The following is a 15,622-nucleotide window of genomic DNA, read 5'->3' as shown; positions in this document are numbered from 1 at the left end:
TGACTGGAATGACCATGAACCTGAAAAAAATCCTGATCGGCGCGGTGATCGCCGTCTCCGCCATGTCGATGCTGGCCGAAGCGACCGCGCGTCCCGCGGGCGGCGGCCGTTCGATCGGCCGTCAGTCGCAAAACGTCAGCCGCATGCCGGCCCAGCCAGCGCCGCAACCGGCGCCGCGCCAGGCTCAGCCCGCACCAGCGCCGGCCCCGGCCGTGCCGCCGGCCGCCGCGCCAAAGAAGCCTAGCATGTGGAAAGGCATCCTTGGCGGCGCGCTGCTGGGCCTGGGCCTGGGCGCCTTGTTCTCGCACTTCGGCATGGGTGGCGCGCTGGCCAGCGCGCTGGGCTCGATCATCATGCTGGCCCTGCTGGCGGGCGTGGTGTTCTTCATCATCCGCCTGATCCGCGGCAAGTCGCAGCCTGCGGCGCAGCCGGCTGCGTTTGGCGGCAACAATGTGTACCCGATGCCGCCGTCGCAAGGTGCGGTCACGCCGGAAATCGGCTCGCACCTGCAACCGGCCGCCGCGCCGGCGCCGCAGTTGGCGCACACCCAGTGGGGCGTGCCGGCCGACTTCGACCAGGCCAGCTTCCTGCGCGTGGCCAAGAGCAATTTCATCCGCCTGCAAGCGGCCTGGGACAAGGGCGATGTGGCCGATATCCGCGAGTTCACCACGCCGGAAGTGTTTGCCGAGATGAAGATGCAGATCAGCGAGCGCACCGTGGCCGACTACACCGACGTGGTTAGCATCGAGGCCGAGCTGCTGGGCATCGAGACCAGCGATAGCGATTACCTGGCGAGCGTCAAGTTCTCCGGCATGATCAAGCCGGCGCCGGACGCGCTGGCCGAGCCGTTCCACGAGGTGTGGAACCTGGTCAAGCCGGTCAACGGTTCGAGCGGCTGGCTGCTGGCCGGCATTCAGCAACTGGCGTAAGCAAACCGGGCTCACCGGTAAAACTGGTAAGATCAAGGCCGCCCGTCACCGGGCGGTTTTGTTTTCAACGTCTAGAACATGATTTCATTCAATCCCGGCAGTTTCTCCGCGGCGCCGGCCAGCGCCGCCATCAATCATTTGCTGGCGCAGGAGCCGTGGGCGCGGCAGGAATTGCAGCGCCATGCCGGCAAGACCGCCTGCATCGACGCCGGCACGGCCGCGCTGCGCCTGCGCGTGACCGCCGATGGCTATCTGGAAGCCGCCCCGGAGGAGGAGGCGGCGCGCGTCACCATCCGCGTCAAGCTGTCGGACCTGCCGCTGATCGCGCAGAACCGCGAACGCGCCTTTTCCTACGTGCAGATCGAGGGCGACGCGGAATTCGCCAACGCCATCTCCAACCTCAGCAAGACCCTGCGCTGGGAAGCCGAGCATGATCTGGAAAAACTGATCGGCCCGATCGCCGCCGTGCGCGCCGTCTCCGGCGCCAAGGCCGCCTTCGAAGCCATCAAGACCGGCCAGCAGAAATTGGCGCAGAACGTGGCCGAATTCCTGCTCGACGAAAAACAGGTGCTGGTGCGCCCGCACACGGTGGATGGTTACTCGGCCGACGTCACGCGCCTGCGCGACGACGTTGAGCGCTTCGCCAAGCGCCTGGCCAAACTGGAACAGAAACTGGGGTCCAAATAATGCTGAAATTCTTGCGCCTGCTGAAAATCCTGCGGGTATCGGTGCGTTACGGCCTCGACGAAATCGCCATCTCCGGCTTGAGGAAGCCGCGTATCGCCAAGCTGATCGACACGGTGTTTTTCTGGCGCGACCTGTCGGCCCCGCGCGGCGAGCGCCTGCGCATGGCGCTGGAAGAGCTGGGGCCGATCTTTGTCAAGTTCGGCCAAGTGCTGTCGACCCGCAGCGATCTGATTCCGGCCGATCTGGTGATCGAGCTGGCGCGCTTGCAGGACCGGGTGCCGCCGTTCGATTCCAACCTGGCCATCGCGCAAATCCGCAAATCGCTGGGCGCGCATCCGGATGAGCTGTTCGCCACCTTTGAACGCACACCGGTGGCCTCGGCCTCGATCGCGCAGGTGCACTTTGCCACCTTGAGGGACGGCCGCCAGGTGGCGGTGAAGGTGCTGCGCCCCGGCATGAAGAAGTCGATCGACGACGACGTCGCGCTGATGCATGTCGCCGCCGAATGGATCGGCAATCTGTGGGCCGACAGCAAGCGCCTCAAGCCGAAAGAGGTGGTGGCCGAGTTCGACAAATACCTGCACGACGAACTGGACCTGATGCGCGAGGCCGCCAACGCCAGCCAGTTGCGCCGCAATTTCGCCGATTCGCACCTGCTGCTGGTGCCGGAAATGTTTTGGGATTATTGCTCGTCCAGCGTGATCGTGATGGAGCGCATGCACGGCATTCCGGTGTCGCAGATCGACCGCCTGGAGCAGGCCGGCGTGGATTTGAAAAAGCTGTCCAGCGATGGCGTGGAAATCTTCTTCACCCAGGTGTTCCGCGACGGCTTCTTCCACGCCGACATGCACCCGGGAAATATCCTGGTGTCGGTGGAGCCGGAAACCTTCGGCCGCTACATCGCGCTGGACTTCGGCATCGTCGGCACGCTCAACGATTTCGACAAGGATTACCTGTCGCAGAACTTCCTGGCCTTCTTCCGCCGCGACTACAAGCGCGTGGCCGAGGCCCATATCGAGTCCGGCTGGGCGCCGAAGGAAACCCGCGTGGATGAGCTGGAATCGGCGGTGCGCGCCTGCTGCGAGCCGATCTTCGACCGGCCGCTGAAAGACATCTCCTTCGGCCAGATCCTGCTGCGCCTGTTCCAGACGTCGCGCCGCTTCAACGTGGAAGTGCAGCCGCAACTGGTGCTGCTGCAAAAGACCCTGCTCAACATCGAAGGCCTGGGCCGCCAGCTCGACCCCGATCTCGACCTGTGGAAGACCGCCAAGCCCTACCTGGAAAACTGGATGGCCGAGCAGGTCGGCGTCAAAGGCTTCATGCAGCGCCTGAAGGCCGAGGCGCCGCGCTACGCCCACCTGTTCCCGCAACTGCCGCGCCTGGTGCATCAGGCGCTGGAGCGGCATGCCGAGAAGCCGGCCGATAACACCGAGCTCATCAAGGTGCTGATCGCCGAACAGCAGCGCACCAATCGCCTGCTGGGCCTGGTGATCTACGTTGCCGGCGCGTTTGCGCTGGGTGTGGCCGGCGTCCAGTTGTACCTGCGCTGGCACTGACCCTCATGGCCGACTTCCAGCAGCGCGATCCGGGCTCGCCGGCGTTCTGGGATGAACGCTTCGAGCGCAATTTCACGCCCTGGGACGCGGGCGGCGTGCCGCAGGCCCTGCGCGATTTCGCCGCCGTTCACGGGCCGTTGGCCACCTTGATTCCCGGCTGCGGCTCGGCCTACGAACTGGCGTTTTTGGCCGGGCAGGGATGGGACGCCACCGCCATCGATTTTTCCCCGGCCGCCGTGGCGCAGGGCAAGCGCGCGGCCGGCCCGCACGCCGCGCGGGTGGTGGAGGCGGATTTCTTCGCATGGCAGCCGGCCGCGCCGCTGCAATTGATCTACGAACGCGCCTTCCTGTGCGCCATGCCGCGCGCCATGTGGCCGCGGGTGGCGGCGCGCTGGGCGCGGCTGCTGGCGCCGGGCGGGCTGCTGGCCGGTTACTTCTTCTTTGACGACGCGCCCAAGGGGCCGCCGTTCGGCATCGCGCGCGCGCAGCTGGATGGCTTGCTGCAAGCCGATTTCGTTTGTGTGGCGGATGAGGTGGTGACCGATTCGATTCCGGTATTCGCCGGCAAGGAGCGCTGGATGGTCTGGCGCAAGGTCACCATGCCGCGTTGATCGGCGTCGAGCGGATCGCGGGCCCGTATGGCCGAGGCCGGACCGGCGTACGTCACCGCGGCCAGCAGGCCGAGGCAGATACAGCGTTTCATGGCCGCACCTCAGTCGGGATGCTGGCGGCGTTCGATGCGCGGATGGTGCTTGTAGGCTTGCAGGCCGATGATCAGCGCCACGCACAGCACAACGGTACGGCGGTGCAGGGGCTCGTCCGGCGATTGCGGGATAAATTTGCTGGTGGCGGCAAAGGCCGGGGCGGACAGGCAAGCGGTCAGGAGTCCTGCACACAGGTATTTTTTCATGGAATTCCCTTAAGAATCAAATGGTTGGGGCATCGTCGGTCGTGGACGGCAAACGAGGCGGCGATTCAGGGATTGGGAAATCTACGCTTGTCAGACGCCATTAAAACATGCCCTCAACCAATGCGCGAATAGATTTTTGCTATGAAATCGATTACCGCAACGGCCTTGGCCACAGGAAACAGTCAGATGCCCGGCAAAAGGCTTTATAATTCAGGGTTTTGATGATTTTTGCGGAGTAAGTAATGCCGATCTACGCGTACCGCTGCGAGGCCTGCGGTTTTGCCAAGGACGTCTTGCAAAAGATTTCCGACCCGCAGCTGACTGTCTGCCCGGAGTGCGGCAAGGAGTCGTTCAAGAAGCAAGTGACCGCGGCCGGCTTCCAGCTGAAGGGCTCGGGCTGGTATGTGACCGATTTCCGTGGCGGCACACCGCCGGCCACCGGCACCGCCACCGGCCCGGCCAAGACCGACAGCGCGCCGGCGCCAACGCCGACGCCAGCGCCGTCGGGCGGCTCCAGCGATAACTGAAGAAGCGATCCATCCACCACGAAGGACATCGATGCGTAAATATTTCATTACCGGCTTGCTGATCCTGGTGCCGCTGGCGATTACCGCCTGGGTGCTGAACCTGGTGATCAGCACCATGGACCAGTCCCTGCTGTTCGTGCCGGAGCGCTGGCAGCCGCGTACCTTTATCGGCTTCGACATCCCCGGCCTGGGCACCTTGCTGACCATCGTCATCGTGTTCCTGACCGGCCTGCTGACCAACAACCTGGTCGGCAACTACGTGGTGAAATTGTGGGAAAAGCTGCTGACCCGGATTCCGGTGGTCAGCTCGCTGTACTCCAGCGTCAAGCAAGTGTCGGACACCCTGTTCTCGTCGTCCGGCAATGCCTTTCGCAAGGCGGTGCTGATTCCGTATCCGCACCAGAACTCCTGGACCATCGCCTTCCTGACCGGCGCGCCGGGCGGGGATGTGAAGAATCACCTGGTGGGCGACTACGTCAGCGTGTATGTGCCGACCACGCCGAATCCCACCTCGGGCTTCTTCCTGATGATGGCGAAACAGGATGTGGTCGAGCTCGACATGAGTGTCGACGCGGCCCTGAAGTACATTGTGTCGATGGGTGTGGTGGCGCCGGAAGATGCGCCCAAAGCCATCGTCGAAGCAAGCAAGATTAACTGAGTAACTTAACCTGAACCGAGAAATAAACATGTCCTCAATGCGTACTCACTACTGCGGCCTCACCACTGAAGCGCTGCTTGGCCAAACCGTCAGCCTGTGCGGCTGGGTACACCGTCGCCGCGACCACGGTGGCGTGATCTTCATCGACCTGCGCGACCGCGAAGGCCTGGTGCAGGTGGTGTGCAATCCGGAACAGGCTGAAGTCTTCAAGGCCGCCGAAGCCGTGCGTAACGAGTTCTGCCTGCGCGTGACCGGCGTGGTCAAGGACCGTCTGGCCGGCACCGTCAACGCCAATCTGAAGTCGGGCAAGATCGAAGTGATCTGCTCGGAACTGGAAGTGCTGAACGCCTCGGTGGCGGTACCGTTCCAGCTGGACGACGACAACCTGTCGGAAACCACCCGCCTGACCCACCGCGTGCTGGACCTGCGCCGTCCGCAGATGCAGAACAACCTGCGCCTGCGCTACAAGGTGACGATGGAAGTGCGCAAGTACCTGGATGAACTGGGCTTCATCGACATCGAAACCCCGATGCTGACCAAGTCGACCCCAGAAGGCGCGCGCGACTACCTGGTGCCGTCGCGTGTCAACGCCGGTAACTTCTTCGCGCTGCCGCAGTCGCCGCAGCTGTTCAAGCAGCTGCTGATGGTGGCCAACTTCGACCGCTACTACCAGATCACCAAGTGCTTCCGCGACGAAGACCTGCGCGCCGACCGCCAGCCGGAATTCACCCAGATCGACTGCGAAACCTCGTTCCTGACCGAACAGGAAATCCGCGATCTGTTCGAGGACATGATCCGCAAAGTGTTCAAGAACACCATGGACGTCGACCTGCCCAACCCGTTCCCGGTGATGGACTTCGCCGAAGCCATGGGCAGCTACGGTTCGGACAAGCCGGACATGCGCGTCAAGCTGAAGTTCACCGAACTGACCGACGTGGTGAAAAACGTCGAGTTCAAGATCTTCAACAGCGCCGCCAACATGGCCAACGGCCGCGTGGTCGGCCTGCTGGTGCCGAAAGGCGGTTCGATGCCGCGTTCGGAAATCGACGCCTACACCCAGTTCGTCGCCATCTACGGCGCCAAGGGCCTGGCTTACATCAAGGTTAACGAGAAGGCCAAAGGCCGCGAAGGCCTGCAATCGCCTATCGTCAAGACCATCGACGACGCCACCCTGGCCACGATCCTGGAACTGACCGGCGCGCAGGACGGCGACCTGATCTTCTTCGGCGCCGACAAAGCCAAGGTGGTGAACGACGCCATCGGCGCGCTGCGCGTGAAGATCGGCCACTCGGAATTCGGCAAGGCGGCCGGCCTGTTCGACGACGTCTGGTCGCCGCTGTGGGTGGTGGACTTCCCGATGTTCGAGTACGACGAGGAGGCCGACCGCTGGACCGCGACCCACCACCCGTTCACCGCGCCGAAGGACGGCCACGAGGACATGCTGGAAACCAATCCGGGCGCCTGCATCGCCAAGGCCTACGACATGGTGCTGAACGGCTGGGAACTGGGCGGCGGCTCGATCCGTATCCACCGCGAGGAAGTGCAGTCGAAAGTGTTCCGCGCCCTGAAGATCGACGCCGACGAGGCCCGCCTGAAGTTCGGCTTCCTGCTGGACGCGCTGCAATACGGCGCGCCACCGCATGGCGGCCTGGCATTCGGCCTGGACCGTATCGTGACCCTGATGACCAAGTCCGACTCGATCCGCGACGTGATCGCCTTCCCGAAAACCCAGCGCGCCCAGGATCTGTTGACCCACGCGCCGTCGGAAGTCGACGAGAAGCAACTGCGCGAACTGCACATCCGCCTGCGCGCGGCCGAGCCGAAAGTCGCCGGCTAAACCAGGAGAGGGCGCTGCGGCGCCCTTTTTTTTACCGGAACCATGAAGCCTTACAAGATTCCCGAATCGGTGCTGGTGGTGATCCACAGCGCCGACCTGCAAGTGCTGCTGATCGAGCGCGCCGACAAGCCCGGTTTCTGGCAGTCGGTGACCGGCTCGCTGGACGCGCCGGACGAGCCGCTGCTCACCACCGCCACCCGCGAGCTGTTCGAGGAAACCGGCATCGTCGCCGACGGCCAGGCCATCGTGCTGCGCGACTGGCACCTGTCCAACATCTACACCATCTACCCGGTCTGGCGCCACCGCTACGCGCCGGGCGTGACGCAAAACACCGAGCACGTCTTCAGCGTGCAGGTGCCGCGCGACATCGCCATCACCCTCAGCCCGCGCGAACACGTCCACCATCTCTGGCTGCCTTACCTGGAGGCGGCCGACCGCTGCTTCTCGCCATCCAACGCCGAAGCCATCCTGCAACTGCCGAGGCAAACCCGACAGATCAGGTAAGATAGACGCTGCCCCGGGGTGTTGGTCTGAGAGCGATACCCACGATAACGAATAAGGAGTCTTGTCATGCCCAGTCCCAGCACCACCGGTCCAGCCAGCGACGTCGACAATAGCGGCCAGCTGACCATCGACGCCCTGCTGGGCGGCAGCAAGTGGGGCGGCGCCGTCGGCACCGCCGCCACCGTCACTTACAGCTTCCCCTGGACCACCAGCACCACCGCCGTGTTCACCAGCCCGGACGGGATATATTCCGACTTGCACGAGGACACCGCCGCCCAGCACTACGGCCTGAACGCCATCCAGCAGGCGGCCGCGCAAAATGCGCTGCAAGCCTGGGCCAGCGTGGCCAACATCACGCCGGTGCTGGTGGCGGAAAGCAGCACCTCGGTGGGCGATATCCGCGTCGCCTTTACGTCGGCCTCCAACACGGCCAGTGACGGCGGGGCGGCGTGGGGCTGGGCCTCGTATCCGAGTGGTTTCTATCCGTCCGGTGGCGACGTCTGGATCAGCACCAGTGTGACCGATACCAACTGGGCCAGCGGTTCGTACAACTACATGTCGCTGATCCACGAGCTGGGCCACGCGCTCGGCCTCAAGCACCCGTTCGAGGATGGCACGGTGGACTTGGCGCACGCCAACCGCCAGTACTCCATCATGGCCTACGACGACGCGCCCAACAGCCTGTTCGTGGACATCACGGAAACCGCGCGCGGCTATTCATGGAGATCCTACGATGTGGTGCCGGACACGCCGATGGTGAACGACATCGCCGCCATGCAGTACCAGTATGGCGCCAATATGAATTACAAGACCGGCAACGATACCTACACCTTCGATCCGGCCACGCCGTTCCTGCGCACCATCTGGGATGCGGGCGGCAACGATACGATCTCGATCGCCAATTTCACCAACGGCAGCGTGATCGATCTGACGCCCGGTGATTACTCGTCGATCCATATTCCGTCGGAGGTGCGCAGCGATATCGACTGGGGTACGTCGCAGCCGCCGGCCGGCACCTACGACGGCACCAACAACCTCGGCATCGCCTACGGCGCGTGGCTAGAAAACGCCATCGGCGGCAGCGGCAACGATACGCTGATCGGCAACAGCCTGGCCAATCACTTGCAGGGTAATGGCGGCAGCAACGCCATCGATGGCGGCAGCGGCATCGACACCGCGCTCTACAGCGGCAATTTCAGCGCCTACAGCGTTGCCGCTACCAGCACCGGTTACACCGTCACGCTGGCCAGCAATCCGGCGCAGAAGGACACGCTGACCAGTATCGAGCGCATGAGCTTTGCCGACGCCACGGTGGCGCTGAACATCGCCAGTCTGGCCGAGAGCACCCTGTCGAGCCAGTACACCGCGTTGGCGCAGAAATTCTACGTGGCGTACTTCGGCCGCCCGGCCGACGCCAATGGACTGGCCAGCATGGTGGCGCAATTCGCCGCCGCCGGCGTGCCGACCGATACCCAGGCGTTTGTCGATGCCTATCGCACCAATGCCAGCGTCCACGCGCTGATCGACAGCTTTGGCAACAGCAACGAGTCGGCAGCCCTGTACAGCGGCAACAACCGTGATTTTGTGACCGCCATCTATACCCACCTGCTGGGACGCACGCCGAATGCGGAAGGCCTGAACTTCTGGGCGGGCGCGCTGGACAGCGGCAACCTGGCACGCGGCCTGGCGGCGCTGAACATTGTGGCCGGCGCCGAAGGCAACACCACGACCCAGGGCCAGATCGATGCCGCGCTGATCGCCAACCGCGTGACCGTGGCGCAGAATTTCACCAGCATGTTCGACACGCCGGCCGAAGTGGCAGGCTATGCCGGCGCTGCGGCAGCCGCGACCGCGCGCGCCATGCTGGATGCGGTCAATCAGAGCACCGGCATCCTCAACTACGAAAGCACCGTGATCGATACGGTCGGCAAGCTGGCCGGCGCGCATGCTGAGCTGGTCGGCGTCAACACGGTCGACAGCGGCTGGCTGCTGGCGGCCTGACCAGGGCGTAACCCGGCATGTGACGGATGTGCGGCGGCGCACGCCGGGTTGGCTATCTCAGGGGTAAAATGGCGACATGAAGATCCGTGTCGCCACCTACAACATCCACAAGGGCGTTTCCGCCATCCGCGCCGAGCCGCGCGTGCTGGCGTTGAAACAGGCCATCGGCATGTTCGATGCCGATGTGGTTTTTTTGCAAGAGGTGCAGGGCAAGCACGACCTCAAGGCGGCCAAGTACGGCGCCGAGCACCTCGGCCACAAGCACTGGCCCGCTGCGGCGCAGCATGAGTTTTTCGCCGGCGAGTCGCGCCATCTGCACGCGGCCTACGGCATGAACGCGGTGTACGACCATGGCCACCACGGCAATGCGCTGTTGAGCGCCTTCCCCATCGCCAGCCAGGCCAACCGCGACGTTTCCGATCACGCTTACGAACAGCGCGGCATCCTGCACTGCGTGCTGCAAACGCCGGGCGGCGCGGTGCATTGCTATGTGGTGCACCTGGGCCTGTTCGAGGGCAGCCGGCGGCGCCAGACCCAGGCGCTGATCTCGGCCGTGCGCGAGTCCGCGCCCAACGGCGAGCCGGTGGTGATCGCCGGCGATTTCAACGACTGGCGCAACACCCTCGGTGACGAGCTGCGCAACGCTCTGGGCGTGGTGGAAGCCTTCGATAGCATCGGCGGCAACTCGGCGCTGGACGACATCGTGCGCAAGCTGCGCCGCAAGACCGGCGTGGCGCCGGCCCGCACCTTCCCGGCCGGCTTGCCGTTCTTCCGCCTCGACCGCATCTATGTGCGCGGCTTCAAGGTCGAGGCCGCCGAGGTGATGCATGGCAGCCTGTGGGCCAAGCTGTCCGACCATGCGCCCATCGTGGCCAGCCTGGCGCTGGCCTGAGGCCGGCCGCGCCTACTTGCGGCTCAGGCTGGTGACGTCGAGCTTGATGTCCATCCCTTGCAGGCTGGCGTTGAGCATGGTGATATTGGTTTTGCTGGCCACCAGTTCCTTGAGCCGCGCCTCGAACGCGTCGTGGTACTTCACGCAAGGGCTGCTTTTGGTGAAGGCGAAGTAGTTCTTGTCTTCGGTCAGGAAGGGCCGCATGGCCATGAAGCGGCCGGCCAGGCCGTGCCGCGCCAGATAGGTTTCGCCGGTGAACAGGCCGACCACAAAATAGTCGATGCGGCCCAGGCCCAGCTTGCGGAAATTGGTGTCGGCGGTGCCCGATTCCTCCAGCTGCAAATGGCTGGCCGCGTATTGGGCGAATTCCGCGCCGAAGGTATTGCCAAGCGAGATGCCGCCCTTGTGCTGGGTCAGGTCCGACCAGCCATTGAAGATGAAGGCGCGCTGGCGGTCGACGAACACCGCGACCGGGTTGGGAAAGGCCGGGGTGCGCACGAATTCCAGGTAGCGTTCGCGCTCGGGCTGGATTTTCAGCGTTGCCACCAGGTCGATCTTGCCGGCGGCGGCGTTGGCCAGCACGCGCTTCCAGGGGCCGACGTAGCGCACTTCGTAGGGGATTTGCAGGTCGGACAGGATGCGGGCGGCCAGTTCCACGCTGGGGCCGCGCAAGTCCTTGCCGTCGTACCAGTGCAAGGGCGGATAATCGGGGTCGGCGGACACCACCACCTTGGGGCAGCCGGCCGGCTCGGCCGCCATCGCCGCGCACCAGGGCGCCAGCGATGCCAACAGCAGGCAACAGGACAGGATGGGTACTCCCATGCATAGCACTCCGTGCGTTAGGCCACCAGCCAGAATTGCAATTTATTATAGACTTGTTTCTTGAAATGCGCCTTATTTCATGACACGAGGTTAGAATCAGGCAATGCGTACCGTCAACTTCCTGGCCGATAACGAAGTCAAGCTGCTTCATACCGGCACCGACTATTTCCCTGCGCTGATCGACGCCATCGACAACGCGCAGTACGAAGTCTATTTCGAGACCTATATCTTTGCCGGCGACGACACCGGCCGCAAGGTGCTGGCCGCGCTGATCGGCGCGGCGCGGCGCGGCGTGCAGGTGCGCATGATTACCGACTGGTGGGGCACCGGCCGCCGCCAGGTCAACGCCATGCACGAGCAACTGGTGGCCGGCGGCGTCGAGCACCGCATGTTCAATCCCTGGTTCCGGCGCGGCGTCACCCGCACGCACCGCAAAATCTGCGTGGTCGACCGCGAGGTGGCCTACGTCGGCGGCATCAACATCAACGACGACATGTTCTGCGACTACGATCACAGCAAGCCGCTGTCGGCGCCGCGCTGGGATTTCGCGGTGCAGGTGCGCGGGCCGCTGGTGGCCGACATTCAGCTGGAAGCAGTGACGCAATGGCGCCGCCTCGGCAAGCTGGGCATCATCAAGCGCATCGGCCTGTACCGCGACATGCGCAAGGTGCAGAAGATCGCCGCCCAGCACGCCGTGCAGGCCGGCTTCGTGGTGCGCGACAACTTGCGCAACCGCAGGACCATCCAGCGCGCCTACCTGCAAGCGCTGGGCCGCGCGCGCAAGAGCGTGCTGCTGGCCAATCCGTATTTCGCGCCGGGCCGCAAGTTCCGCCAGGCGCTGGCCTCGGCCGCCGAGCGTGGTGTGGAGGTGGTGCTGCTGATCGGCGTCGGCGAGATCTGGCTGCAAGATGCGGTAGCGCACTCTTTCTACCCAAAGCTGCTTGCGGCGGGCGTCAAAGTGGTGGAATATCACAAGACGCAATTGCACGCCAAGGTGGCGGTGATCGATGATGACTGGGCCACGGTCGGCTCCAGCAATGTCGACGGCCTGAGCCTGTTTTTGAATCAGGAAGCCAACGTGGTGATCAAGGATGCCGCGTTCGCGCAAAGCCTGCGCAAGCATATTGAAGCGGCGATCGCGGATGGCAAGCTCATCACCTATGATGACTTTGAGCACGTTGGCCATGTGAAGCGCATCGGCTACGAAATTGCGTTTGTGTTCTACAAATTACTGATGCGAGTGTTCGCGGTGGGGAAATACGCGTGAGCGAAGGTGTACGACTGGATAAATGGCTGTGGGCGGCGCGCTTTTTCAAGACCCGCTCGCTGGCGACCGATGCCATCTCGCTGGGCCGCGTGATCGTCAACGGCGACCGCGCCAAGCCGGCGCGCAACGTCAAGATCGGCGATGTGCTGGAAATCGACAACGGCTCGGATCACTGGGAAGTCGATGTGATGGGCTTGTCCGATGTGCGCGGCCCGGCGCCGGTGGCGCGCAACCTGTACGAAGAGACCGACGTCAGCGTGGCGCGCCGCGCCGCCATGGCCGAAAACCGCCGCCTGTACCGTGAGCCGGGCGCCACCATCAAGGGCCGCCCCACCAAACGCGACCGCCGCGAATTGGACAAGCTGTAAAGTAAGTTTCCCTCCCGCATTGCTGCTTTGCAGCAATAGAACGCCACCTCTAACAGTACTGTTTGACATTCCCCCCCAAAGTGGATAATAGTACGAGCGTTCGCAATTCTTTTCACACAGAGTAAATTTAACTGGAGCAGAATAATCTTTCTCCATGATTTGAAAAACTTACTCTGGGATGCAATCTTATTAATACCTCAACTAAATTTATGCGCAAAGGCGAGTTAACCCGCGCGGCAATCCTCGACGTGGCCCTGGATCTGGCCAGTCGCGATGGTCTGGAAGGCCTGACCATCGGATTGCTGGCGGATAAGATGAACATGAGCAAATCCGGCGTGTTCGCGCACTTCGGATCGCGTGAAGATTTGCAGTTGGAAGTACTGAAGCTGTATCACCACCGCTTCGAGCAGGAAGTGTTCTTCCCCAGCGTGAAGGAGCCGCGCGGCATCCAGCGCCTGAAGGCGATGTTCGCGCGCTGGGTCAAGCGGGTCAGCGTGGAAGTGGCCTCGGGCTGCATCTACATCAGCGGCGCCGTGGAATATGACGACCGTCCCGGTCCGATCCGCGAAGAGCTGATGGCGATGGTCGGCGCGTGGCAGGGCGCCCTGCTGCGCTGCGTGAAGCAGTCGGTGGAATGCGGCGACCTGAAAGCCGACACCGATCCGCAACAGCTGGTGTACGAGATGTACGGCCTGATCCTGGCCCTGCACCACGATGCGCGCTTCCTGCGCATTCCGGGCAGCCTGGAGCGCGCCGGCAAGGGCTTCGAGCGCTTGATCGAGACGTATCGCAATCCGCAATCGCCGGCAGCGGTGGTCGCACAAGCTGGTTAATTAATTCAAACACTCAAAAGTAGTCATCAGGAGAAAATCATGGGTCAATATGTCGCACCAATCCGGGATATGCAATTCGTTCTGCACGAGCTGCTGAAAGTGGAAGACGAACTGAAAGCGCTGCCGAAACACGCGGAAATCGATGCCGACATCATCAACCAGGTGCTGGAAGAGGGCGGCAAGTTCACCTCGGAAGTGCTGTTCCCGCTGAACCACTCGGGCGACCGCGAAGGCTGCAAGCACGACGCCGCCACCAGCACCGTGACCACTCCTAAAGGCTTCAAGGAAGCCTACAAGCAGTACGTGGAAGGCGGCTGGGCCGCGCTGGCGTGCGATCCGGACTACGGCGGCCAGGGCCTGCCGGTGGTGATGAACAACTCGTTCTACGAGATGCTGAACTCGGCCAACCAGGCCTGGACCATGTACCCGGGCCTGTCGCACGGCGCCTACGAGTGCCTGAAGGAACACGGCACCGACGAACAGAAAAAACTGTATCTGCCCAAGCTGGTGTCGGGCGAGTGGACCGGCACCATGTGCCTGACCGAACCGCACTGCGGCACCGACCTGGGCATGCTGCGCTCGAAAGCGCTGCCACAGGCCGACGGCTCGTGGCTGATCACCGGTAACAAGATCTTCATCTCGGCCGGCGAACACGACATGTCGGAAAACATCCTGCACCTGGTGCTGGCCCGCGTGCCGGACGCGCCGGAAGGCTCGAAAGGCATCTCGCTGTTCCTGGTGCCGAAGTTCCTGCCGAACGCGGATGGTTCGATCGGCGAACGCAACCCGATCTTCTGCGGCGCCATCGAAGAAAAAATGGGCATCCACGGCAACTCGACCTGCCAGATGAATCTGGACGGCGCCCGTGGCTGGATCATCGGCCAGCCGAACAAAGGCCTGCAAGCCATGTTCGTGTTCATGAACGCCGCCCGCCTGGGCGTGGGCATGCAGTCGCTGGGCCTGACCGAAGTGGCCTACCAGAACGCGCTGATCTACGCCAAAGACCGTATCCAGATGCGCTCGCTGACCGGTCCTAAAAACCCGGAGAAGCCAGCCGACCCGATCATCGTGCACCCGGACGTGCGCCGCATGCTGTTGACCGGCAAGGCCTACGCCGAAGGCGCGCGCGCCTTCACCTCCTACGTCGCGCTGCAAATCGACCGTGAACTGAACCACCCGGACGAAGATGTGCGCAAGGAAGCCGCCGACGAAGTCGCGCTGCTGACCCCGATCATCAAGGCCTTCATCACCGACAACGCCTGGATCGCCACCTCGGAAGCCATGCAAGTGTACGGCGGCCACGGCTACATCAGCGAGTGGGGCATGGAGCAGTACGTGCGCGACGCCCGTATCAACCTGATCTACGAAGGCACCAACACCGTGCAGTCGCTGGACCTGCTGGGCCGCAAGATCCTGGGCGACAACGGCGCCAAGCTGCGCAAGTTCGGCGAGAAGATCAAGTCCTACGTGGAAGAGAACGGCCTGGACGAAAAAATGTCCGAGTTCATCACCCCGCTGGGCGACCTGGGCGACAAAGTCACCAAGCTGACCATGGAAATCGGCATGAAAGCCTTCCAGAACGCCGACGAAGTGGGCGCCGCCGCCGTGCCTTACCTGCGCGTCGTGGGCCACCTGGTGTACAGCTACTTCTTCGCCCGCATGGCGCAGATCGCGCTGGAAAAAGAAGACAGCGGCGACAACTTCTACAAATCGAAACTGGCTACCGCGCGCTTCTACTTCGCCCGCCTGCAACCAGAAACCGCCACCCTGATCCGTCAGGCACGCTCGGGCTCCGCCAACCTGATGGCACTCGACGCCGACCTGTTCTAAG

The 15,622-nt window shown here is 63.3% G+C and carries 16 protein-coding genes; 14 read left to right on the top strand and 2 right to left on the bottom strand.

Annotated elements, in window-relative coordinates:
- The first annotated feature begins 14 nt into the window (after positions 1 to 14).
- The 4 genes from GM676_RS22535 (at position 15) to GM676_RS22520 (ending at position 3,783) form a co-directional block, all read left to right on the top strand.
- Positions 15 to 929: a Tim44 domain-containing protein gene (locus GM676_RS22535; protein ID WP_155466211.1), complete on the top strand. Its 915-nt coding sequence runs from the start codon at positions 15 to 17 to the stop codon at positions 927 to 929.
- Between the two features lie 78 nt (positions 930 to 1,007).
- Positions 1,008 to 1,616 (top strand): ubiquinone biosynthesis accessory factor UbiJ, encoded by a 609-nt coding sequence (locus tag GM676_RS22530; protein ID WP_155466210.1) that lies wholly within the window; start codon positions 1,008 to 1,010, stop codon positions 1,614 to 1,616.
- Positions 1,613 to 3,172 (top strand): ubiquinone biosynthesis regulatory protein kinase UbiB, encoded by a 1,560-nt coding sequence (ubiB, locus tag GM676_RS22525; protein ID WP_371866344.1) that lies wholly within the window; start codon positions 1,613 to 1,615, stop codon positions 3,170 to 3,172. The genes GM676_RS22530 and ubiB overlap by 4 nt, the downstream gene beginning before the upstream one ends.
- A 5-nt stretch (positions 3,173 to 3,177) precedes the next feature.
- Positions 3,178 to 3,783, top strand: a complete 606-nt coding sequence (locus GM676_RS22520) for a methyltransferase domain-containing protein (RefSeq protein ID WP_155466208.1) — start codon at positions 3,178 to 3,180, stop codon at positions 3,781 to 3,783.
- Positions 3,784 to 3,884: 101 nt separating this feature from the next.
- On the opposite strand, the gene GM676_RS22515 is transcribed toward GM676_RS22520, so the two are convergent.
- On the bottom strand, positions 3,885 to 4,082 hold the full coding sequence (locus tag GM676_RS22515; RefSeq protein WP_155466207.1) for a hypothetical protein: 198 nt from the start codon (positions 4,080 to 4,082) through the stop codon (positions 3,885 to 3,887).
- 242 nt (positions 4,083 to 4,324) lie between these two features.
- On the opposite strand from GM676_RS22515, the gene GM676_RS22510 reads away from it, so the two are divergent.
- From GM676_RS22510 to GM676_RS22485, 6 genes are all read left to right on the top strand, one after another.
- Positions 4,325 to 4,609, top strand: a complete 285-nt coding sequence (locus tag GM676_RS22510) for an FmdB family zinc ribbon protein (protein ID WP_155466206.1) — start codon at positions 4,325 to 4,327, stop codon at positions 4,607 to 4,609.
- Positions 4,610 to 4,640: 31 nt separating this feature from the next.
- A complete protein-coding gene (locus GM676_RS22505; protein ID WP_155466205.1) occupies positions 4,641 to 5,267 on the top strand; it encodes a DUF502 domain-containing protein in 627 nt (208 codons plus the stop codon).
- A gap of 37 nt (positions 5,268 to 5,304) precedes the next feature.
- Entirely contained in the window at positions 5,305 to 7,104 is a 1,800-nt protein-coding gene (gene aspS, locus GM676_RS22500) for an aspartate--tRNA ligase (RefSeq protein WP_211923280.1), read from the top strand.
- Positions 7,105 to 7,146: 42 nt separating this feature from the next.
- Positions 7,147 to 7,608, top strand: a complete 462-nt coding sequence (nudB, locus tag GM676_RS22495) for a dihydroneopterin triphosphate diphosphatase (protein ID WP_155466203.1) — start codon at positions 7,147 to 7,149, stop codon at positions 7,606 to 7,608.
- Positions 7,609 to 7,674: 66 nt separating this feature from the next.
- A complete protein-coding gene (locus GM676_RS22490; protein ID WP_155466202.1) occupies positions 7,675 to 9,609 on the top strand; it encodes a M10 family metallopeptidase C-terminal domain-containing protein in 1,935 nt (644 codons plus the stop codon).
- A gap of 76 nt (positions 9,610 to 9,685) precedes the next feature.
- Positions 9,686 to 10,501 carry an endonuclease/exonuclease/phosphatase family protein gene (locus tag GM676_RS22485; RefSeq protein WP_155466201.1) on the top strand — a complete coding sequence of 272 codons (816 nt, stop codon included), beginning with the start codon at positions 9,686 to 9,688 and terminating at the stop codon, positions 10,499 to 10,501.
- A gap of 12 nt (positions 10,502 to 10,513) precedes the next feature.
- Here the strand turns inward: GM676_RS22485 and GM676_RS22480 are convergent, their stop codons facing one another.
- Positions 10,514 to 11,323 (bottom strand): substrate-binding periplasmic protein, encoded by an 810-nt coding sequence (locus GM676_RS22480; RefSeq protein ID WP_155466200.1) that lies wholly within the window; start codon positions 11,321 to 11,323, stop codon positions 10,514 to 10,516.
- A gap of 103 nt (positions 11,324 to 11,426) precedes the next feature.
- Between GM676_RS22480 and clsB the strand changes: the two genes are divergently transcribed.
- The 4 genes from clsB (at position 11,427) to GM676_RS22460 (ending at position 15,621) form a co-directional block, all read left to right on the top strand.
- Positions 11,427 to 12,590 carry a cardiolipin synthase ClsB gene (gene clsB / locus GM676_RS22475; RefSeq protein WP_155466199.1) on the top strand — a complete coding sequence of 388 codons (1,164 nt, stop codon included), beginning with the start codon at positions 11,427 to 11,429 and terminating at the stop codon, positions 12,588 to 12,590.
- Positions 12,587 to 12,958: an RNA-binding S4 domain-containing protein gene (locus GM676_RS22470; RefSeq protein WP_371866343.1), complete on the top strand. Its 372-nt coding sequence runs from the start codon at positions 12,587 to 12,589 to the stop codon at positions 12,956 to 12,958. Before clsB ends, GM676_RS22470 begins: the two co-directional genes overlap by 4 nt.
- A gap of 209 nt (positions 12,959 to 13,167) precedes the next feature.
- Positions 13,168 to 13,791 (top strand): TetR/AcrR family transcriptional regulator, encoded by a 624-nt coding sequence (locus GM676_RS22465; RefSeq protein WP_155466198.1) that lies wholly within the window; start codon positions 13,168 to 13,170, stop codon positions 13,789 to 13,791.
- A 39-nt stretch (positions 13,792 to 13,830) separates the two neighbouring features.
- Positions 13,831 to 15,621, top strand: a complete 1,791-nt coding sequence (locus GM676_RS22460) for an acyl-CoA dehydrogenase C-terminal domain-containing protein (protein WP_155466197.1) — start codon at positions 13,831 to 13,833, stop codon at positions 15,619 to 15,621.
- The last annotated feature ends 1 nt before the right edge of the window (position 15,622 follow it).

The organism is Duganella radicis (assembly GCF_009720825.1).
GTDB classification, from domain to species: domain Bacteria; phylum Pseudomonadota; class Gammaproteobacteria; order Burkholderiales; family Burkholderiaceae_D; genus Rugamonas; species Rugamonas radicis.
The sequence above is the reverse complement of the archived record's forward strand: the minus strand, read 5'-3'. Positions and strand labels throughout refer to the sequence as shown.